Annotated in this window: 15 protein-coding genes and 3 pseudogenes; 9 read left to right on the plus strand and 9 right to left on the minus strand. The window is 42.1% G+C overall.

Going from position 1 to position 21,070, the window contains the following annotated elements:
* Window positions 1-124: 124 nt before the first annotated feature.
* The 5 genes from ACFE90_RS21410 to ACFE90_RS21430 all read left to right on the plus strand — a co-directional run bounded on the left by ACFE90_RS21410 (window position 125) and on the right by ACFE90_RS21430 (window position 8,018).
* Entirely contained in the window at window positions 125-2,344 is a 2,220-nt protein-coding gene (locus ACFE90_RS21410) for an NHLP family bacteriocin export ABC transporter peptidase/permease/ATPase subunit (protein ID WP_375504070.1), read from the plus strand.
* 119 nt (window positions 2,345-2,463) lie between these two features.
* Window positions 2,464-3,639 (plus strand): DNA cytosine methyltransferase, encoded by a 1,176-nt coding sequence (locus ACFE90_RS21415; RefSeq protein WP_375504072.1) that lies wholly within the window; start codon window positions 2,464-2,466, stop codon window positions 3,637-3,639.
* 47 nt (window positions 3,640-3,686) lie between these two features.
* Window positions 3,687-4,634, plus strand: a complete 948-nt coding sequence (locus ACFE90_RS21420) for a PmeII family type II restriction endonuclease (RefSeq protein ID WP_375504074.1) — start codon at window positions 3,687-3,689, stop codon at window positions 4,632-4,634.
* A gap of 149 nt (window positions 4,635-4,783) precedes the next feature.
* A complete protein-coding gene (locus tag ACFE90_RS21425; RefSeq protein WP_375504076.1) occupies window positions 4,784-7,690 on the plus strand; it encodes an NHLP bacteriocin export ABC transporter permease/ATPase subunit in 2,907 nt (968 codons plus the stop codon).
* Window positions 7,691-7,742: 52 nt separating this feature from the next.
* Complete coding sequence (locus ACFE90_RS21430) at window positions 7,743-8,018, plus strand: hypothetical protein (protein ID WP_375504078.1); 276 nt, start codon at window positions 7,743-7,745, stop codon at window positions 8,016-8,018.
* Here the strand turns inward: ACFE90_RS21430 and ACFE90_RS21435 are convergent.
* Complete coding sequence (locus ACFE90_RS21435) at window positions 7,999-10,335, minus strand: response regulator (RefSeq protein WP_375504080.1); 2,337 nt, start codon at window positions 10,333-10,335, stop codon at window positions 7,999-8,001. The two genes, ACFE90_RS21430 and ACFE90_RS21435, sit on opposite strands and share 20 nt — an antisense overlap.
* Window positions 10,336-10,744: 409 nt before the next feature.
* The gene (locus ACFE90_RS21440) at window positions 10,745-11,068 is read right to left on the minus strand and encodes a helix-turn-helix domain-containing protein (RefSeq protein WP_375504082.1); all 324 of its coding nucleotides are present in this window, start codon (window positions 11,066-11,068) and stop codon (window positions 10,745-10,747) included.
* A gap of 370 nt (window positions 11,069-11,438) precedes the next feature.
* Here ACFE90_RS21440 and ACFE90_RS21445 point away from each other — a divergent pair.
* The 3 genes and pseudogenes from ACFE90_RS21445 to ACFE90_RS21455 form a co-directional block, all read left to right on the plus strand.
* Window positions 11,439-11,678 (plus strand): annotated as a pseudogene (locus ACFE90_RS21445) (IS630 family transposase); the annotation flags it as partial.
* A 6-nt stretch (window positions 11,679-11,684) separates the two neighbouring features.
* Window positions 11,685-11,777 (plus strand): annotated as a pseudogene (locus ACFE90_RS21450) (Hsp20/alpha crystallin family protein); the annotation flags it as partial.
* A gap of 318 nt (window positions 11,778-12,095) precedes the next feature.
* Entirely contained in the window at window positions 12,096-12,368 is a 273-nt protein-coding gene (locus ACFE90_RS21455; RefSeq protein WP_375504084.1) for a GlsB/YeaQ/YmgE family stress response membrane protein, read from the plus strand.
* A 252-nt stretch (window positions 12,369-12,620) separates the two neighbouring features.
* On the opposite strand, the gene ACFE90_RS21460 is transcribed toward ACFE90_RS21455, so the two are convergent.
* The 3 genes from ACFE90_RS21460 to ACFE90_RS21470 form a co-directional block, all read right to left on the minus strand.
* Window positions 12,621-12,827 (minus strand): hypothetical protein, encoded by a 207-nt coding sequence (locus ACFE90_RS21460; RefSeq protein ID WP_375504086.1) that lies wholly within the window; start codon window positions 12,825-12,827, stop codon window positions 12,621-12,623.
* A gap of 201 nt (window positions 12,828-13,028) precedes the next feature.
* Window positions 13,029-13,292: a hypothetical protein gene (locus ACFE90_RS21465; RefSeq protein ID WP_375504088.1), complete on the minus strand. Its 264-nt coding sequence runs from the start codon at window positions 13,290-13,292 to the stop codon at window positions 13,029-13,031.
* A gap of 158 nt (window positions 13,293-13,450) precedes the next feature.
* On the minus strand, window positions 13,451-14,503 hold the full coding sequence (locus ACFE90_RS21470) for a PstS family phosphate ABC transporter substrate-binding protein (protein WP_375504090.1): 1,053 nt from the start codon (window positions 14,501-14,503) through the stop codon (window positions 13,451-13,453).
* A 102-nt stretch (window positions 14,504-14,605) separates the two neighbouring features.
* Between ACFE90_RS21470 and ACFE90_RS21475 the strand changes: the two genes are divergently transcribed.
* Complete coding sequence (locus ACFE90_RS21475) at window positions 14,606-16,741, plus strand: cache domain-containing protein (RefSeq protein WP_375504092.1); 2,136 nt, start codon at window positions 14,606-14,608, stop codon at window positions 16,739-16,741.
* 181 nt (window positions 16,742-16,922) lie between these two features.
* On the opposite strand, the pseudogene ACFE90_RS21480 reads toward ACFE90_RS21475, so the two are convergent.
* From ACFE90_RS21480 to ACFE90_RS21495, 4 genes and pseudogenes are all read right to left on the minus strand, one after another.
* Window positions 16,923-17,090, minus strand: a pseudogene (locus ACFE90_RS21480) (IS701 family transposase); the annotation flags it as partial.
* Window positions 17,091-17,668: 578 nt separating this feature from the next.
* Window positions 17,669-18,598 carry a geranylgeranyl diphosphate synthase CrtE gene (gene crtE / locus ACFE90_RS21485; protein WP_375504094.1) on the minus strand — a complete coding sequence of 310 codons (930 nt, stop codon included), beginning with the start codon at window positions 18,596-18,598 and terminating at the stop codon, window positions 17,669-17,671.
* Window positions 18,599-18,758: 160 nt separating this feature from the next.
* Window positions 18,759-20,168 (minus strand): family 2B encapsulin nanocompartment shell protein, encoded by a 1,410-nt coding sequence (locus ACFE90_RS21490; RefSeq protein WP_375504096.1) that lies wholly within the window; start codon window positions 20,166-20,168, stop codon window positions 18,759-18,761.
* Between the two features lie 104 nt (window positions 20,169-20,272).
* On the minus strand, window positions 20,273-21,070 hold a 798-nt coding region (locus ACFE90_RS21495), incomplete at its 5' end, for a family 2B encapsulin nanocompartment shell protein (RefSeq protein WP_375504098.1).

The raw sequence follows: 21,070 nt of genomic DNA on the forward strand, positions 1-21,070 counted from the left end.
TCAGAAGCTCAACGTTCACCCTCAGAAGCTCAACGTTCACCCTCAGAAGCTCAACGTTCACCCTCAGAAGCTCAACTTCCACCCTCAGAAGCTCAACGTCCAAGTTTTAACTCCCCAATGACCAATGCCCAATGCCGAATCCCCAATTCCAAAATTTAAGCCAAATCGTGTTCGCACTTCTACACTTTTGCAAATGGAAGCGGTCGAATGTGGTGCGGCTGCTTTGGGAATAATTCTTAGCTATTACGGCCGGATTGTACCACTGGCTAAACTGCGTGAAGAATGCGGTGTCTCGCGGGATGGGAGTAAAGCTTTTAATATTCTCAAAGCTGCCAAAAACTATGGACTCAATGCTAAAGGTTTAAAACTGTCTCTAGAAAAGGTGACAGCTACCCGTCTTCCCTACATTGCCTTTTGGAATTTTAACCATTTTCTCGTGGTAGAAGGATATAGCAAAAAACGTGTCTACCTTAACGATCCTGCCAATGGTCGGAGAACAGTGAGTTGGGAAGAGTTTGATCGCGCATACACGGGTGTTGTGTTGACAATGGAACCAGGGGTAGACTTTCAGAAGGGAGGCAAAAAAAATCACATTGTCTCAGCCTTAAGTAGCCGCTTACAAAACTCACGAGTTACTATCTTATTTTGCCTGCTAGCTGGGTTATTGCTAACATTGCCTCGGTTAGCTGTACCAGCCTTTTCTCAGGTATTTATCGATGAGATTTTAATCCAAGACCGACAAGATTGGCTACGACCTTTGTTGTTAGGAATGCTGTTAACTACTTTATTACGGGCATTCCTTGCCAGACTGCGGCTTACCTACCTGCGGCGATTGATGGTTAAGTTATCAGTCAGCACATCAGGACAGTTTCTCTGGCATATCCTGCGATTGCCCATTGGGTTTTATGACCAACGGTTTGCTGGGGAAATTAGTAGCAGGGTGCAACTGAATGACCGTGTGGCAGAAGTACTCTCAGGGTCTTTGGCAACTACAGTAATTGATGCGGTGATGATGATATTTTACCTGCTGATTATGATTCAGTATGACCAATTGCTGAGTGCGATCGCAGTTGGTTTTGCTTTAATCAACATTCTCGCTCTTTTATTTTTATCGCAAACTCGTGTAGATGCAAACATGCGCCTAGCTCAGGAATATGGCAAAGTGGGCGGAGTAACGGTTAGTGGCATCCAAACGATAGAAACCATCAAAGCTTCGGGGCTGGAGTCAGACTTATTTGCTCGGTTTGCGGGTTATTATGCTAAAGCACTCAACGCCCAACAACAATTAGGCTTACAAACTCAAATTCTCACCACATTACCCACAATTTTGACAGCCCTAACCACAGCTTCTATTCTGCTGGTTGGTGGTTTACAGGTAATTAAGGGCAATCTCAGTATTGGAATGCTGGTTGCCTACCAAAGTTTAACACTGAGCTTCTTAGAGCCAGTTAATAGCCTCGTTAATTTCGGCAGTACACTCCAAGATTTAGAAGCTGATTTAAATCGGCTTGATGATATATTGCAAAATCCCGTTGATTTGGAAGTGGAGGGGAGACAGGAGGCAGGAGGCAGGAGGCAGGGGGCAGCTATTAGTTCTCCTTCATCTCTCTGGCAATTACAGGGTAATGTTGAGTTACGGAATGTCACTTTTGGCTACAGTCGTGTAGAACCTCCCTTGATTGAGAATTTGAGCTTGACTGTCAAGCCAGGACAAAGAATAGCGCTTGTGGGGGGAAGTGGTTCTGGTAAATCCACAGTTGCTAAATTAATTTGTGGTCTTTATCAACCGTGGGAAGGAGAAATCTGCTTTGATGGTGTAGAGCGATCGCAAATTAAGCGTTCTGTTCTGGCTAACTGGTTGGCAATGGTTGAACAGGATATCTTTTTATTTGCCGGCACTGTCCGAGAAAACATCACTCTTTGGGATTCAACTGTGCCAGAAGCTGATTTGGTGCAGGCTTGCCAAGATGCAGCAATTCATGATGCGATCGCATCTATGCCTGGGAAATATGACTTTGAGTTGATTGAAGGCGGTATGAATATTAGTGGTGGACAACGCCAGCGTTTAGAAATTGCCCGCGCTTTGGTGAGAAATCCCACAGTCTTAATACTGGATGAAGCAACCAGTGCCCTGGATGCAGAAACGGAGTTGATTATTAATCGTAACTTGCGACAGCGTGGTTGTTCGTGTATTGTAGTAGCCCACCGCCTCAGCACAATTCGCGATTGCCATGAAATTATTGTGCTAGAACAAGGTAAAATCGTGCAGCGTGGCACCCATGAAGAATTATGGCAGCAAGGCGGAACTTATCTTCGTCTACTTCACGCGGCAGAGGCAAGGTAGTATTTATAAAAAACTTAGACGACAATGTAAAAATACCCACCCAGACAATTTTGTGGGAATTATAAAAATCTATTAGGTTTAAATGTGAGTAAAATTGATTTTGAAAATCTGAGGAAAAAGTGATTAATAACCAATTGATATCTATTGCTCTGTTTGCAGGAGCTTTCGGTCTTGATTTGGGTATAGAAGAAGCAGGTTTTTCTACTGTCAGCGTAGTTGAAATAGATGCTGATGCAACAAAAACTATTATTCTGAACCGCCCCCACCTTAGAGAAAGTGCTGTACCAAGAGATATTAGACAGATTTCAGCACAAACATTGCTAGAAGAGGGAGGACGTGTTTTAAAACTTGGTAGACCTCTTTTACCTGGTGAAGTAGACCTAGTAACAGGAGGGCCGCCCTGTCAACCATTCAGCACTGCGGGTAAGCGTGGTTCTGTTATAGATCCACAAGGAAGTTTATTTATGGATTTCATTCGCATTGTGAAAGAAATTCAACCTCGTTTTTTTTTAATGGAGAACGTCAAAGGATTACTTTCATCTCCGATTCGGCATAGACCTCATAATCAAAGAGGTATTGGATATCCTCTTTTAGAACCAGATGAAATTGAGGGGGCAGCCCTTAAGGTTGTATTAGCCCAAATGAAAGCAATCGGTTATGAAGTTGCTCTTCCTATGCTAGTGCAAGCTGCTGATTATGGTGTACCGCAAACGAGAGCAAGAGTAATATTTATTGGTTCAAAAAATGGTGAAATTTTAACTTTTCCTAAACCAACTCATGATAAAAATGGCTTAAAAAGACTTCAAAAATGGCGAACTCTTAGAGATGCTCTATCTAATTTATCCGACCCACATCCAGAATACATCCCTTATTCAAAACAACGTCTAAAATATCTTGCTTTATTGAAAGAAGGTCAAAACTGGAGACATTTACCAGATGAATTAAAGCCTGAAGCAATGGGAGGTGCTTACAAATCTGGAGGTGGCAAAGTTGGATTTTATAGAAGATTGTCTTGGGATAAACCCTCTCCTACGGTGACGACAAGCCCACATCAGAAAGCTACGGATATGTGTCATCCTGTTGAATTACGGCCTCTGAGTGTACGAGAATATGCAAGAATTCAAACTTTTCCTGATAGTTGGGTATTTTATGGTTCTATAGCGTCTAGATATAGACAAATAGGTAATTCTGTTCCGGTTAAACTGTCTCACGCAATAGGACAATATTTATCTAAAATAATCAAAAATGAAAAACCAGAATCAACAAATGTTTTTGAACAGCTTTCACTTTTTTAATTGAGCTTTTTAAAGATTTAGTTTTATTAAGTTTAGGATAAATTAAAATGTCTGAACAGTTTCATGAGATGTTAGCATACGCTCTAAGAAATGAGGTAGGTTTTACAGTCAATAAAGCACGTTCTCTTGCTTCATATTTTGCAGATATAAAGAATTTTTTAGAAGTTCAAGAAGAAAATCTTAAAAACCTCAAGAGTATATCTGGTAAAAAGGTTTTAAAGTTAACGGATGAAGAAATTAGTAATTTGTCTATATATACGAAATCAGGCTCTTTATCAACGGATCTTACAGTTGCCGAAAATTATTTAGCCATTATTAGTAGGGTATTTACTCAAAAACAACTAAATATGGTTAGAAACCTATCTTTAAAGAATTTAAATCCGAACCCATTTTTAATTAGAGCACTTAATTTAGATACTCCAGATGCAGTTGTCAGATTAAATGTTTATATGGCGGCTACTCGGTCAATCGTTACATCTATGGGATTTTTTATAGAAGACCTGTTACTTACTAGTTCTGATTCTATTGCAAAAGCTCCTAAAAAATCAGGATGGGATTTGGTTAAAAGTACGAGTGATGGTGAAAAATTTTGGCTGCAAATAAAAAGCGGACCAAACAATATGGATAAAGATCAAGTAGATTACTGGGCTGAAAAAATTCAAGAAAAGGTTAAAGAAGGAGATAAAGCGTATATAGGATTTACTTATGGTAAAAGAACAAGCAAAACAGTAACAATTGGCCTATTAAAACAAATACTGCCTGATTGGGAAATGCAAACTTTGATTGGTAAAGAACTGTGGAATTTCTTGAGTGAAGACTCTGATTACAGTTCTAAATTATTTGAGGTTTTACGTAAATCAGCGCATCAAATACTGCATCAAAATTCCCTTTCCAAAGAGATAGATAGTTGTGCAAATAGAGTAACTGATGAATTTATACAAGACTTTGGAGATGGTCATCAGGGAGTATCGAATTACATTAATAGCATTTTTTAATGCTAAATTTTTAGTAGCAATACGCAATATTTTTATCTAAAATTATACAAGTACAGCTAATTATTAATTATTGTAAACGCTATGTACTAGATAAAAGTACTGATATAGCAAAAGACTTCTAGACCATCAAATATTCCATTAATTGAGTAATGAGTAGCTCACAGGTGAATCCTTCTTCTAAACTGTACTCCCTCCAAGCAAACGAACCAGTACTGCTGAATGGCTCAGAAACATTCTGGATAGTGCAGTCTGGAACATTGGCGGTGTTTGCCACTAGAGTTAAGAACAGCTTACTAAAGGAGCATCGCCGCTATCTGTTTCATGTCAACGCTGAAGAAGCATTATTTAGTGCAGCATTGTTACCGGAAGTAATAGCACAAAGCCAATGGAATTTTGTAGCGATCGCAATTGAACCTACCCAATTATGCCAGATGTCAGTGGTTGATTTGGTTAAGGGAATTGCGGCGGCTGACTCTCAAGCCATAGAATTTTTAGAAGGTTGGATAAATCATTTAGGACAATCTCTTAGCGCCCAGCAGACAGTTTTGACAATGCCATTAAATCTTGTGCAGACATTAGGGCAGGATTTTTCATTATCCCCTGGTGAAACGCTACAGTGGAGGCAAACAACACTTCTATGGGTGAAGTTGCAGCAAGGCAAAACTCACTGGATGGGAGTTGAGGAATTAACCTTGAATTCTACCTCACCAGCGTTTCCGCTCACGAATACTATGTGGCTGGAGGCAGAAAATGCGGTTATCGGGCAGATGTTGCCAACGGCAGATTTAGAAAATTTCGAGGAACTTGTAGCAGGTTTAGCCAGTTTGCAGACTTATTTCTTTCACTACTTCAGTTTGCTGGCAAATAAAGAAGCAGAAGCAGAATTTCGGCAGTTTCAAGAACGTGAGCAATTTAATCAGCAAGTAATAGAGGGGGCACTCTCTGACTTAGCAACAGTATTGCAGCCACGGCAGGAGGCGGTTTTTTCTCATGAGGGGCCGCCCTTATTGGTAGCATTTGGTGCAGTTGGGCGATCGCTGGGAATAGAGATTCGTCCACCAGTAGAGGATTTGAATTCTATTAAAGACCCTGTAGCCGCGATCGCACAAGCATCACAAATTCGTATCCGCCGTATAACTTTAGCAGATGGCTGGTGGCATCAAGACCAAGGAGCAATGTTAGCTTATACTCAGTTGGAAAAGCACCCAGTGGCATTGTTACCTACAGATCATCGGGATTATACGATCTTTGACCCCGTAGTGCGAACTCAAAGACCTGTAAATGAGGCAGTAGCAAAAACACTGTCACCATTAGCCTACGTTCTGTATCGACCGTTACCTCAAGTTGCGCTCAACGCCATTGCTCTACTGCGGTTTGGAGTCAAGGGTTATGAAAAAGACATCGCCAGTATTTTACTGGTAGGGCTACTAGGCACAATATTGGGCATGGTTGCACCGCAAGCAACAGCAATTTTAATCAATCATGCCATTCCCGATAGCGATCGCGCAATGCTTTGGCAGATCGGATTGGTCATGTTTGCAGTCGCCTTTGGACAGTTAGCTTTTCAAATTGCCCAAAGCATTATTACTCTAAGAGTCGAAAGCGCCACTGATAGCATATTGCAGCCAGCCATTTGGGATCGGTTACTCAGATTAAGTCCTAGCTTTTTTCGTCAGTATACTTCTGGAGATTTGGTCAACCGTGTTATGGCGGTGAGGGAAATCCATCAAAAACTTAGCGGTGCTACTCAAAAAACATTTTTGAGTGGAGTCTTTGCCTTATTCAACTTGGTGCTGATGTTTATTTACAGTTGGCAACTAGCGCTTGTGGGCGTGGGTTTAGCAATATTTACCGCTGTGGTTACGACTGTTGCAAGTTTCCTCTTGGTGAAGAAATCCAAAAAAGAGCAAGAACTCAATGGTGCAATTCAGGGACTCACCGTACAACTAATCAACGGTGTTGCCAAACTGCGAGTGACAATGGCAGAGGAACGCGCATTTGCAGCTTGGGCAAAAAAGTACAGCCAGCAGATCCGACTGAAGGCGAGTTGGCAAGAGATTAAAGATGGTATTTCTATATTTAACGAAGCACTCCCTTTGGTAAGTTCTATACTGCTGTTTGGGTTTGCCATGCTGTTAATGCAGACACGCCTAACACTGGGTACATTCGTAGCTTTTAACTATGCTTTGGCGATTTTTATCAAAGGAGTAATTGACCTGAGCAATACTGTATCGCAAATTTGGAGTATTGTACCAATATGGGAACGAGCAAAACCGATTTGGCGATCGCAGCCTGAATATGACTCAACCAAGGTTAACCCCGGTCAATTAAACGGTCGCATTGCCCTAAATCGTGTCAGTTTTCGCTACTCGGAAAATGGCACCTTAATCCTCAATGATGTCAGCCTCCATGCCGAACCAGGGGAATTTGTCGCGATCGTTGGGTCTTCTGGAAGTGGAAAATCAACGATATTGCGGTTGTTATTGGGGTTTGAAACTCCATTGACAGGTAGCATCTATTATGATGGCAAAGACTTAGCAGAGATGGAACTCCAGGCTGTGCGAAGACAGTTAGGAGTGGTACTGCAAAATGGTAAAATCGGTACGGGATCGGTTTTTGATAACATCACAGCCGGGGCTTTGGTTTCCTTAGAAGAAGCTTGGTCAGCGGCACAAATGGCAGATTTTGCTGATGATATCAAGCAAATGCCAATGGGGATGCATACGATCGTCGCCGAGGGTGGTAGTAATCTTTCCGGTGGACAACGGCAAAGATTATTGATTGCGCGATCGCTTGTTTCCAAGCCTAAAATTATCTTGATGGATGAGGCTACCAGTGCTTTAGACAACCGCACCCAGGCAATTGTAACTGAAAGTTTAGCTAAGTTAAATGCTACCAGAGTGGTAATTGCCCATCGCCTCAGCACAATTCGTAATGCAGATCGCATCTATGTTATCGACGCTGGTCATGTCGTGCAGGTAGGTAATTTTTCGGAATTGATTGCTCAATCAGGGTTATTTGCCAGACTGGTAGCCCAACAGTTAGAAGGGGAGTAGGGGCGCAAGCAATACGGTTCGGTTAAAGGGGAAAGGGAAAAGGGAAAAGGTTTTGAATACATTCTTTACTTTACCCTTTTCCCGCAACCCCATTCCCCAGACCACAAGGAAAGTGAAAAATGCTTATCCGAACCGTATTGGGCGATGCCTACGCATTTGTTACTTCGGCGAACGCATTTGTTATTTCGGCGAACGCATTTGTTATTTTGGCGAACTCATTTGTTATTTTGGCGAACGCATTTGTTATTTTGGCGAACGCATTTGTTATTTCGGTGAACTTAAAAATGCAAAACCCGAGAAGTATTACCTTAGTTCTGCTTTAGCATAGAATTAGCAACTTGGTATAAAGATTGTATATTTAGTCCATCATTAGGATATTCAACCATAGCAAAATTACAAGTTGCCTGGAAGCGATCGCCATTGGGAGCTGTAAAGACTTGCTGGCGGAGCTTGGTTAAAATGTCACTGAGGCGATGTTGGAGGACAAACCGTTCTGTTTCAGTAAACCCAGAAACTCCTACCACAAATTCTCCGTTACCCCAATAGCCCAATATTTCGCCACCGCAAAATGCCGATTGGAATAGACGACTCCATCGTTGCAATACTTGATTACCAGCCTCATGCCCATACTGGATATTAATTTGGCGTAAATCGCTGATATTCAAGATCGTTAAGCAAACCGATTGCTGATTTTTCTCGGCTTGAGCAATCAAATGTTGTAAGTCTCGGCTAGACTGTAACTGATTTGCTAGTCTGGTTAAGGGGTCTTTGGTAGAGAGCGACCGTAGTAGGCGGCTGCGTTCTAGGCGATGGGCGATCCTTGCCAGCAATTCTGCCCCCACAACGGGTTTAACCACATAATCATCTCCCCCAGCAGCAAACACCTGCTGCACCGTTTCCATCTCCCGGTGAGCCGTCAGAAATACAATTGGCAATTCCTGCCATTGGGGATCTGTGCGAACTGCTTGGCAAAGTTCTATCCCACTGATTTGGGGCATTTCTACATCCAAAATCAACAAATCTGGTGCAGTAGATTGCAATACCTCCCAGAAACGTAGGGGATCGTCCAATTTGGTCATTCGCATTCCCCAAGGTTCTAACATTGGGCCTAATGCTGCTAAAATCAGTGGGTCATCATCAACTACTAATACATTTACTGTTAAAGAATGAGTAAACTGCAATATTTGAGACGCAGTTTCCCAAACTTGACTTGCTGTGACAGGCTTGACCAGAAAACCCCGCGCCCCAGACTGAGCCAAAGTCACGCGGTCCACTAGCCGATCGGTGACAGCCAGCGCTAGAACAGGTACAGCAGGGGTATGTGTTGCTAAGTCCAGCATTAGTGCCAAAGTTTCCTCTCGCTGCCCTATCTCATCTACATTCAGTACTACTAAATCTGGTGATGTGGTTTGCAAGAAGTTTTTTACACCTTCTAACGTTGTTATTTGCTGCCAACGCATTTCCGTAGAATATGCCAGTTGTTGCAATTGTGAACCCAGTTGTAAATCAGGGTCAATTAGCAGTAACTTCGGACTTATCTCTTCCCCAATCGAGGTAACAGTTTGATTAACTACATTCGTGTGGTTTAACAAGTTGCCTAACTCTTGTATCAGCGATATTATCTGGTGTTTTTGGGCTGGTAATAGCTCTCCATCTTTGTCTAAAATCTGTTCGATTTCGCGCGCTATTTGAGTTCCTGCTTCTTGCTCAAACATTCCCAAAACACCAGCTAGCTTGTGCGCTTCTCGTCCTGCCGATTCACGTAATTCTATAGTTAGCGTGCCGCTAGAGAGTTCTGTTGCTGCTTGTTGCAGTACCTCCATTCGCTGTGTCATTAGTCCCTGGTATTGGCTCCACAACCCGCTCATTGCTTGGTTAAATTGCTGTTCAACGGATGGGGAAGTATCGGGTATGGAGGAATTTTGCTCTGGTTTTTTTTGAGTTATTTTTTCGCTATTTCTACTACTAGTAGCTTTTTGGGAGTTTAAGCGATATCCCAAACCATAAACGTTTTCAATCCAATCTACGGCTCCAACTACTTTTAACTTGTGTCGCAACCACTTAATATGGGACTTAACAGTTTCTTCTTGGGGTGGATCGTCAAAAGTCCAGAGATGTTCGATAATATCTCCTCGACTAAAAACCCGCAATGGATTCCGCAGTAATAACTCCAGCAGACTATATTCTTTAGGTGTTAAATCTAGAACTTGATTATCGTATGTTACCTCGCAAATACTTGGATCTAAACGCAATGCCCCAACTTCTAGCACTGGAGGACGGCGAGTATCGCCGCGACGTAGCAAAGCCCGTACCCTTGCTTGGAGTTCTCCCAAATTTAAAGGTTTAATGAGATAATCATCTGCTCCAGCATCGAGTCCACGAATGCGATCGTTAGTTTCATGTTTTGCTGTGATCAACAAAATAGGAGTGGAACAGCCACTAGAACGTAAACGCTGACATAAAGTAATGCCATCGAGTTTCGGCAGTCCAACATCTGTTAATATCAGGTCGTAGTTCGTACCTTGGGCATATTCCCAGCCAATTTGTCCATCTCGTGCAATTTCAACAGCATAGTGTTGTTGGGTAAGAGACTGCAACAAAACACTCGCTAAAACTTCGTCATCTTCGATCAGCAAGATTCTCATCTGAACCTATCCTACTAATAAAATTTTTTGAATCCAGATATGAATAGTAGCAAGGTCAATCTAGCAATAATTTACAGCACAAGGCTGTAGAGAAGGTATTGAGCGTTTGCCCTAATTGCACTATGAATGGAATGGCAAAAGGCGACCGCATACTTTTGGAGTAGTGATCACCTTGATCCTGAAATGTTGATTTTTTATAACCAGTTTTCAGACTTAGTTAGGTCATCGGACTTGTCTTTGGCGATTTGAGCGTTACAAGGTTACTTCCGGCTACTCCGGTTTTAGCTTTGGCTACTTTTCCCGGGAGCACTTCAGTTTTGGTTCGTCAATGTTCGTTAAATTAGTTTGCGATCCCTTTTTGCATTCGGGTGCAGGCAGTTCGCTTTTCCTCACAATCATTGTACAACTTTTAGTTGCAATTGTCAATCCCTAATTGCACAATTAGGGTTGATTTTAGACACAGTAATTCAGCCAATGTACAGCCAAATACTTGACACAAGGCAGTAATGACTTTTGGAGAAGCATTTTTGACATCTGTATTTGTCTCCATCCTGTTCAAGTACTGGCGGGAAATATCTACTTCAAATTCAGTAAGCCTTTTGGATAAAGTTACCAATGGCATATCGCCACGCAATGCACGCATTTTATGCCCACGCGTATCTGTCCATCTAATAGACCCCACTTCACTAAGTGGTAACATTACGACCTCTGATTGTTCTTCTTTACTTGCCATATTATGCAACTTTTAATTGACGAAAGTAATAGCTTATTGCTACTAATAGTTGCAAATTGTGAGCCAGTATGATAAGGCTAACGGCATAGCTATGCTTACCCAAAGCGTGCAAGTATCATGCAAATGATAGGTTAGCGCCCATTCACCTATTGTAAAAAACGTGGCAATTGGCACAATAGCTGGAAAATGTGCGTGACATTTCGATATCTGGAGTTGCTAGCGCTAGTACCCTCTATGAGCGCACAGCAAATCAATACTGGAGTGATTGAGCGGCTACGTCAGGCACTGAACTTAAGTCCACATATCATACAATACCGAATGGCACGCTTGATATCGGCAAATCGATTATTCATAAGGCTTTTGGGTTCGGGTGTCGGATCTAGTGATCGATCTTTGGCTGAAGCGCAAAGCAGCAACTCTTGATTTTCAGCCAAAAACGAACAAACCGCCCCGCAGCGATCGCAAAATTAGTGATTGGGACAAGTTTCGTGAGTTTAGCAAAGTTCATGGGGATAAAACCCAGAAAGAGATGGCAGAACTTTGGAACAGTGATATCAGTGCTCGTACAATTTCAAGGGCGTTGAAGAAAATTGGATTCACGCGAAAAAAAAACGATGTCCACATTAGCGGTGAACGTAAATCGGAAACTAAAACCGAAAACAATGGCACTACCAAGAGTGAATTCTACTACGGCAAGTTCCAACGTGTATAAAACTTACGCATTGACAGAAAAGCCAAAATAACAGATATAGTTTTCAAGGCTTATAGCTAGGTTTTTCAATGAGATTTTGGCGATTAAAAATGCATATACTGCAATTATCAAGCAAAGAATTTATTAGCTCCCGGTTTTAGACCAACTAGGAGCTTTTTTTATTTATTATCAATTTCAGTTATGGGGTATATCACCAGAAGTAACAGCATTCATCCTCAAGGCTATTAATAATTGGTTCTGTTGATAGATTGAATGTCAATGTTTGGATTGTTATTGTATATTTGTCGCGTAAAAAACGTTTATCAAATTAAAACAATGAATATTCTTGCTTGGATTGTTTTAGGTCTAATTGCTGGTGCTATTGCAAAGGCTATCTATCCCGGTCATCAAGGCGGCGGAATTCTAGGAACAATCATATTAGGAGTTATCGGTGCTTTTGTTGGTGGTAGTTTTGGTGTATTCTTCAGTACAGGAACCTTGACATTAGCCGCCCCCACACTCAGCATTCCTGGTATTGCAGTAGCGGTTCTTGGCGCAATTGTGGCTATTTTTTTGTGGAACTTGCTAAATCGTCGCAGTGCTGTGTAATCAATTAAATTGGAATTAATTAATAACAAAAATCAGGGAATTCATTATCACTATATTTTTTCCCTGAATTTAATTAAAACAGTAGCGCTTACCTAACTTTAGGTAAACGCTATTATTATTTTGATAAATCGATGGTCACTTTTTGGCTTGATATTCAAAGAGGAAAAGTTGCACCCCTGGAGCGATCGCTCCTCTATAACTTCAAGCGAACGCGAGTAGCGCGTCTTGTAGAGAAGAAAAATTGGGAGTGTGTCAGACCAAAGTGCTATAGCACAAAGAGCCATCTGCAAAGATAAAATTCTCAAAGCCTGTTGTAAACAGTGTAATCACATTTTTATTGTTATTGAAGCTGATGTTAGCTGGATTTAGGGCATTGTCTGAAATTACACCAGAAAAAGTAAGTTCAGAGCGATTGAAAACACTGAGGTCTAAGGTATCAAAACCTTTTCCACCATCCACAGTCCCAATACCAAACCCTTTGAAGTAGTCATTTCCACTGCCTAGATCAATGTTGATACCGCCACCAATAGTAACTTTTTGTTTAACTTCATTGATGTCATTGATGGTACTGGTGGCTGTAATTTCGTCATTGCCATCGCCAGTCCGGATCGTTCCTTGTCCATAAATGCCATAGGCAGTACCATCAATTTTTGCTGTAGCCTATCCGGTAAGAATGTCACCACTATTCCCAGTATCAATTACTCCGTCGTTGGAGATCCCTATAACGATGAGGCTGTAGCCTAAAGCGTTGCCAGAACCACTACCGCCCTGACCAGTGCCAGTGATAGTGTTATTTCCGCCCCTAGTATTGAGACTGCCACCGTTACTGATACCAATCGCAAATCCACCGCCGCCGGAGAACTGACCGCCGCCATAATCGCCGTTGCCGCCAGTGCCACTGCCGCTGATAGTGTCATTGCCCAACCCAGTATTAAGGATGCCAATGTTACTGATGCCTGTCCCTGCACCGCCACCGCCGCCACCAGTGCCAGAAGCCTCGCTCGTTTTTTATCCGACTTCAGAAAATCGCGTTGCTCCCTAAAAGAAATTGCTGGAATAACTTATAGCACTGTTTTCTACCTCTATTTGGAACTTGCTAGTTTATCTGCAAGTTTGACATTGGCTGGCGACCCTTCCTCAAAAATCGAGCCAGCGATCGCATGATCTAGACGCGATCGCACCTTTGCTAGCAAGTTATCTGGCAAAGGAACGTAGCCACTTTCTGAGATTAAGGAACGGTTAGCAGCATTTAGGTGGTAATCTGCAAAAACTTTGACGGCAGGATTTTCTTTAAGAGCTGTCTTGCTGACGTATATAAATAGAGGACGGGAAAGGGGATTATAGCTGCTGTTGGCGATCGTTTCTGGGCTTGGCTCTACGCATTTACCTTCCTTGTTCTCAATAGCAAGAGCCTTGAGAATGTTTTGATTTTTTAGGTAGCGGGAAAAGGATGTAAAGCCAAGACCTCCCGGCTCAGACGCGACTGTCTGAACAGTTACGCTTTCCTCTTCACTGGTTTTGTAGTCGTTGCGGATTTTCCCACTTTTGCCAATTATCACCTCACTAAAATAGTCTACAGTACCAGTGCCTACAGCCGGGCCAGCCAGTATTAGGGGATATTGATCGGGGTAATTATTACGAACTTGGTTCCAGTTAACGATTTTGCCTGATGCAGCAGATTCCCATATTTTGCTCAGTTCTTGAGGTTTGAGGCAAGTAGCCCAGGTGTTGGTGCGATTGACTACAAGGGAGATGCCATCAAGGGCAAGGGGCAATTCAACGAATTCAATGTTGTTTTTTTGGCAGGCTTCAATCTCTGACTTTTTTATCGGACGGGCTGCCATTGAGATATCAGTTACGCCAAGGCAAAACCTTGTAAAGCCGTCTCCAGTACCGTTCTTCCCAATAGCGATTCTTACATTGGGGTTTGCTTTTCTAAATTGTTCTTTCATTGCTTCACTAATAACAGAAACCGTACCCGAACCGTCAATCAGTACATTTTTACTTGCACCTAAGCCAGTATTGCCATTTACTCTGCTGTCTAGTGGAGTATAAACTTGCCTTTGCTCGCTGGTACAAGCAGTCAAACTCACCAATAAGATAGTTGCTGAAAAACACTTAATATGACGCATCATTTTAACTATAAATAGATACAGCCAATTTATATGTAAATTATATGGAAAAGTGTCAGAATACTTTACGAGAAAATTTATTTACGCTTTTGATAACTGGCATTCATGGAAAAGAATAAAAAGCAAAAAATACTATTCTTTACATTACTAACCCTTTGTGGTATTACTCTTGCATTAGCTCTATTTGGGTTTTACACCTATTGGCACACTGCACAGCAGAGACTTCAAAAAGCTAAAAACCAAGCCCAGCGAGAAGCTGTGCTAACGACTCTGGAGATCGAGAACGAACTGCGTAACACTCAAGATAATTCTCTTGCTCTTGCTAACTCCCTGACAACAGGTGAAATCAACGATGAGCAACTATCAGCGCAACTCCAACAAAAAATCGAAAAAAACCCTTATCTTGCTACCTTCGGTGCAGCTTATGAAGCTGGTGTTAGTAGAAGCAAATCCCAAAAGCTAGATGCACCTGTCTATTTCAGGGTAAACAACAGTGTGCAATTGGGGCAACAAGAGAAGAATGATGACAACACAAAATATCCCTGGTATCGCAAGACGTTGCAGGATGGAGCATCTTGGGGAGAACCCTACCGCAGGTCACAGCAGTCTCTCTTGACTGAACCCATAGTGGGATTTTATGCTCCGTTCTATCGTTTGCAGGGCAAACAAAAATTGCCGCAAGGAGTGCTTTTTAGTGAATATTCCTTAAGTCAAATACAACAGTTGATTGATTCCTTAAAACTGGAACTGGGAAAAACGGGCTACGCCTTTGTTCTTTCTAAAAATGGAACTTTTGTCTATCATACGATTACTGATAATGTAAAACAGCAAAACAACTTGGTTGAAATTGCTGCCAAGCAGAACAATAAACAACTCCTAGCATTAGTTAAACAGGCGCTTCAAGGTAAGGAAGGCGAAGCGGAGTTGTTCGATGAAACCACAGGTCAAAATTCTTGGTTTTTCCTGCAACCAACTAAGCTGAATAATTGGGTAGTGGGAGTGGTCTTTCTCAAACAAGAAGTTTTGCTAGATGACCAAACTAAGCGGCAAACGCTAATCTTAAGCTGTTTAGCCTTGGTCTGGTTTTTCATTTGTTTGTCAGTTCTAATGTTGCGGGCTTATGAGTTTCGTGCTAGCCGAGTGTGGATAGTGTCGTCAATCTCTAGTATCTTGTTTGCCACAGAAATCGGAATGATTTGGAAATTAGCTTTGGGCGATCGCAACTATATAGCCAATCACAACGTCCTGCTTAATCAAGCACAAGTTGATAAATTATTGGCTCCCCAAGTCAAGTTAAATAAAAACTTAAACCGAAAGCCGCCGTTATATGTGCCTACTGGAATTTTCATTCAGTCCTTAGAATTTGAAAGTGCTAAAAAAGTTTTTATGACGGGTTACATCTGGCAGAAGTATACCAAAGGCATTCACGATGGGTTGACTCGCGGTTTTATTATGCCGGATGCTGTCAGTGTCAACGATGTACAAGTGAAGGAAGCTTACCATTATACCCAAGGAAATGTTGAGGTTATTGGCTGGTATGTGGAAGCTACAGTGCTGCAAAATTTGGATTACTCTCACTATCCCTTTGACTACAAAGATATTCAAATTCGGCTATGGCACAGCGATTTTAACGCTCAAAGTAATTTAAACCGCCAAGTGTTTCTCACGCCCGATTTTGAGAGTTATAAAATTATTAACCCCAGCGCCCATCCTGGTTTGGATAAGAGACTAGTCTTGGATGGCTGGCAGATTGAAGATAGTTTTTTTGAATATCTTTATGCAACATACGATAGCAATTTTGGGATCCAAAATACTATTTTTAAAACAAATGTTCCTGAACTGAATTTCAATATTACTACCAAACGTCAAGTTATCAGTATTTTTATCTCCAGAATCGGCCCGCTGTTTGTAGTCGTTGTCATGCTGTTTGCCATGCTGGTGATTGCCGATAGAGATAAGGCTATGGAGGTTTTGGCAGCTTGTGCTGGTTTTATTTTTATTGTCATTCTTGACCAAGTTTCGCTTAGGGAACAAGTCCTTGCCAAAGAACTTGTTTATTTCGAGTTTTTCTACTTAGTTATTTATATCTACATTTTCTTGATAACTATTAACGCTGTTTTAATGCTTGTAAAACCTGATTTTAAGCTGTTACAGTATCAAGATAACTTGATAGCTAAAATTTTTTACTGGCCTTCTCTTCTGAAGCTGTTGCTGTTAATTACTATTTGGATATTTTTCTAAAGTAATTTGCTAGATCAGCCTATTTTTTATTCTTGAAATTATAAGAACAATGTTCAGGAGAATGAGAATTAAAAATAATGTAAAGCAACAAATTATTTAACTAAGTAGGGCTTGCTGAAAAAGTGTATGGGGCGAAGCTAGAGTCCACAGAGAATCTTCTTCTGGTTGTGAAAGCTTTTTAAAGGCTTCTGGAAAGGAAACTAACCAACAAATAGGCGCTAAAAATAATCTCCCACCATTTCTCTATCTGTTGATAATCTGTGATACGGTAATCAGACCAACCAAGTTCATATTTACTTTGCCTGAATCCATATTCAATCCAAGTTATTAACCCATAAATATCACCAACAGTATGGTAGAGTCCGTCCGTTCATTGGATGGGAAAACAACAGTTGAGACTCGTTATTTTATCAGTAGTCTCGAAGAAAATGCAAGAAAAGCGTCTCATAGAGAAGGTTGGCAGCTTGCAAAAGACACTTAACGGGAAAAGTCAAACCAATTGAAAATTCAAAATTTAAAATTAAAGACAATTAGTGGGGGCTTGTACCCACCACTAATTGAAGACCGCCATAATCAAAGATTATGGCGGGGGCTTGTACCCAGAATTAATTCAAAATTATTCTTATTCTTCATTTTGAATTTTGAATTTTGCATTTGGAATTCAAAAAAGGGTCAGTTGCAAGAGTTACTCACTCTACTTTCAGTAGCTCTATTTTCTCATGCAGTATTTTTTATACTAATTTGTTTTTTACCAAACTCTGGCTTGATTCTTTACTTTCCATCCCTCTAGCTTTTGTCTTAATTCAAAAACTAGCCCCAAAATTACTTGCCATTTCTTCTGTGACAGTTCCAGGTGCTCCCTGTGTGTTCCACTTAAAGTAACCTGACTTTTTTTGCGATCTTCTGAGCAGAGTGAGCGCTGACTGACTAATGTGTTCTAGCTGTGATATAGTCTGCGATCGCCATTAGAGGTTGTGCCTTTGCTCCAAAATCAACAAGTTCAGCTTTGGCTAGGTCAACTAATTCTTGGCTCTTGCGTTTTGATTCCTCAATACCCCATAAACTGGGATACGTCACTTTCTGTGCCTTTTGGTCTTTGCCTGGGGTTTTACCGAGTTCTTCTTGTGTCCCAATTACATCCAAAACATCATCAACAATTTGAAAAGCTAGACCAATGTAGGAAGCATAGCAAGAAAGCTTTTGCAGGACTTCGTTGTCAGCTTTCGCTAGCATTGCACCTGAGAGAATGGAAGCTTCGAACATTGCTCCTGTTTTGTGAGCATGAATAAAGTTGAGAGTTTCGATGTCAATATTCTGCAATCCCTCAGATTGTAAATCAACAATTTGACCGCCAACTAGACCTGTTGCTGCTACTGCATGAGCCAACTTAGCAACAACCTGCAATAACTGCTGGGCAGCAACTCCTTTGGTTTGAACCACAAGAAACTCAAAGGCATAGGCTAAAAGCGCATCACCAGCTAGAATGGCAATGTTTTCGCCATAAATTTTATGGTTAGTTAACTTGCCGCGTCGATAGTCATCATTATCCATTGTGGGTAAATCGTCATGGATCAGAGAAAAGGTGTGAATCATTTCCAGCGTACAAGCAGTAGGCATCGCCATCTCGACTGTGCCTCCAACCAGTTCACAACAGGCAAGACATAGAATCGGGCGTAGGCGCTTTCCTCCAGCCAGCAGAGAATAGCGCATGGATTCGTAGAGTATTTCTGGATAGACTACAGTGATTGATTGTTCAAGCGCTGCTTCAACTTGCGATCGCCGTTCTGATAAGTAGGCTTTAAGGTCAAAAGTAGTTTTTTTAACAGATGACTGTTCAAAGACTTGAGTATTCACCATAAATATTTATCTTCAAAATTACAGTACTACACCTAACCGACAAAAGCTGGTTGATAGAAACCATCAAACAATGCTGCTTTCGGGATTAACCCAAGAACAGCAATTTGTCACGACGACATTTCATTTAGTCACTGTACAAAAAGTCAGGTTTCCCCTTCCCTCAGCGCCCAATTTCGACATCTTCCAGGATGCCAAGTGCGTCGGGGATGAGAATGGCTGCACAGTAGTAGGCGCTGACGAGGTAGGAGATGACAGCTTTTTCGTTGATACCCATGAATCGGACGGACAAACTGGGCTGGTATTCATCAGGGATACCCGTTTTATGTAAACCTATCACCCCTTGGTTTTCTTCTCCGACACGGAGTACCAAAATAGAGCTAGTACCCTCCTTGGTGATCGGAATTTTGTTACAAGGAAAAATCGGATAGTTGCGCCATGCAGGTACAATCTTTCCATTGACCTCTTTGCTTGGGGAATAGATGCCACGACGGTTACACTCGCGGCCAAAAGCAGCGATCGCACGAGGGTGAGCGAGGAAAAAATGGGTTTTGCGTCGCCGAGAGAGCAATTCATCAAGATCATCGGGAGTGGGTGGCCCGGTGCGGGTAAAGATGCGTTGCTTGAGATCGGCATTGTGCAATAACCCGAAATTAGGATTATTAAGCATTTCGTATTCTTGCCGTTCCCGCAACGCTTCAATAGTCAGCCGTAATTGTTGCTCCGTCTGGTTCATGGGTTCGTTGTAGAGGTCAGCAACTCGCGTATTCACCCGTAAAATGGTTTGAGCGACGCTTAACTCATACTCCCGTGGAGTCAAATCGTAATCAACAAAGGTCCTGGGTAACTCAGTTTCCTGACTATGACCTGCGATCATGGCGATCTCAGCTTGATTATACCTATCCTGGGGTTTGCTCAATATCTCTCTAAAGCGATCAACCTGAGTCTGCAATGCCTCAGACTGGTTCAGTAACTCCCGAAACGCCTGTACTGGCAAGGTCAACACTGTGCAATGAGTAATCGCTCTAAGGCTCACTTCCCATGTATCTTGAGATACAACTATTGCTTCGCCGCCAAAACAATCGCCGTCAGCTAAAACATCCCGTAAAGCTTCCGCCTCATACTTTCCTGCCTTAAGCTTATTGACTTTACCATGAGCAATTAATAATACCTGGTCGGCTGGTTGACCTTCCTGTACAATTACCTCACCTGGAGCAAATTCTTGTTGCACAAAGCGGTTTGCCAAGGCGTTGAGTACCTCAATATCCTCAAACTCGCGCAGTAAAGGGAGTTCACAAAGTGCTTGGGGAATGACCCGCACCTGAGTCCCTGTATTGGTAAAGCTGACTCGTCCATTACCAACATCATAGGTCAAGCGACGGTTAACCCGATAGGCCCCACCCCTGATTTGCACCCAAGGCAACATCTGTAACAACCACCTAGGGGTAATGCCTTGCATCTGGGGCGGAGTTTTCGTGGTTTTGGCTAAATTCCGCGCCCCTTTCGTGCTTAAGCTGATCTGGGGTTGCCCATTTTCTTGGTCTAAATCTGGTCTAATCGAAACATTTGTCATAACGTAGACGTTTCATGCAATTAAATTTACTCTCCTAACAGAGAGCATTGGAGGGTAGCAACGAACGGTCGTTCGTTGCTACTTTAAAGAGGATGTCCGATTACTTAAAGACCAATTTCTACATCTTCAAGGATGCCTAGTGCATCAGGAACAAGAACGGCTGTAGAGTAGTAAACACTAACCAGGTAGGAAATAACGGCCTTTTCGTTAATCCCCATGAAACGGACAGACAAACTAGGCTGATATTGATCGGGAATATTCGTTTTGTGCAGACCAATAACACCCTGGTTGGTTGCTCCCACGCGCATTAACATAATGGAGCTAGTACGCTCTTTCGTAACGGGAATCTTATTACAAGGATAGATGGGAATACCACGCCAAGCTGGAATTGCACTGTTACCCATCGGGATAGGGTGGGGATAAAGTCCAAGGTGGTTACATTGCCGACCAAACGCCGCAATGGTGCGGGGATGAGCGAGGAAAAAGCTCGGTTCTTTCCAAACAATGGAGATCAATTCATCGAGATCGTCGGGAGTTGGGGGACCACTGCGGGTAAAAATGCGTTGTTTGAGGTCAGCATTGTGTAGCAGTCCGAAGTCACGATTGTTCACCATTTCGTATTCTTGGCGTTCTCGTAAGCTTTCGATGGTGAGCCGTAATTGTTCCTCAGTCTGGTTCATGGGTTCGTTGTAGAGGTCAGCAACCCGTGTATTAACTTGCAAAATAGTCTGAGCCACGCTTAACTCATATTCCCGTGGATTCAGTTCATAATCTGCAAACGTCCCAGGTAATATTGCCTCTGGGAAGTGGTCTGCAGAAATTCTGATATCAGCTTCCCCTTCTTGATTTGGGAGCAACGCGATTTGGTGAGGTAGGATCAAAAACCAGCGATCGCTAAAAAT

Origin of the sequence: uncultured Nostoc sp. (genome assembly GCF_964245445.1) — a bacterium.
Classification (GTDB): domain Bacteria; phylum Cyanobacteriota; class Cyanobacteriia; order Cyanobacteriales; family Nostocaceae; genus Nostoc.

Excerpts from the sequence above, each read along its gene's own strand:
- ACFE90_RS21455 (WP_375504084.1), top strand. The coding sequence starts at position 12,096 with ATGAATATTCTTGCTTGGATTGTTTTAGGTCTAATTGCTGGTGCTATT.
- ACFE90_RS21440 (WP_375504082.1), bottom strand. The coding sequence starts at position 11,068 with ATGGCAAGTAAAGAAGAACAATCAGAGGTCGTAATGTTACCACTTAGT.
- ACFE90_RS21475 (WP_375504092.1), top strand. The coding sequence starts at position 14,606 with ATGGAAAAGAATAAAAAGCAAAAAATACTATTCTTTACATTACTAACC.
- ACFE90_RS21490 (WP_375504096.1), bottom strand. The coding sequence starts at position 20,168 with ATGACAAATGTTTCGATTAGACCAGATTTAGACCAAGAAAATGGGCAA.
- crtE (WP_375504094.1), bottom strand. The coding sequence starts at position 18,598 with ATGGTGAATACTCAAGTCTTTGAACAGTCATCTGTTAAAAAAACTACT.
- ACFE90_RS21410 (WP_375504070.1), top strand. The coding sequence starts at position 125 with ATGCCCAATGCCGAATCCCCAATTCCAAAATTTAAGCCAAATCGTGTT.
- ACFE90_RS21425 (WP_375504076.1), top strand. The coding sequence starts at position 4,784 with ATGAGTAGCTCACAGGTGAATCCTTCTTCTAAACTGTACTCCCTCCAA.
- ACFE90_RS21420 (WP_375504074.1), top strand. The coding sequence starts at position 3,687 with ATGTCTGAACAGTTTCATGAGATGTTAGCATACGCTCTAAGAAATGAG.
- ACFE90_RS21435 (WP_375504080.1), bottom strand. The coding sequence starts at position 10,335 with ATGAGAATCTTGCTGATCGAAGATGACGAAGTTTTAGCGAGTGTTTTG.
- ACFE90_RS21470 (WP_375504090.1), bottom strand. The coding sequence starts at position 14,503 with ATGATGCGTCATATTAAGTGTTTTTCAGCAACTATCTTATTGGTGAGT.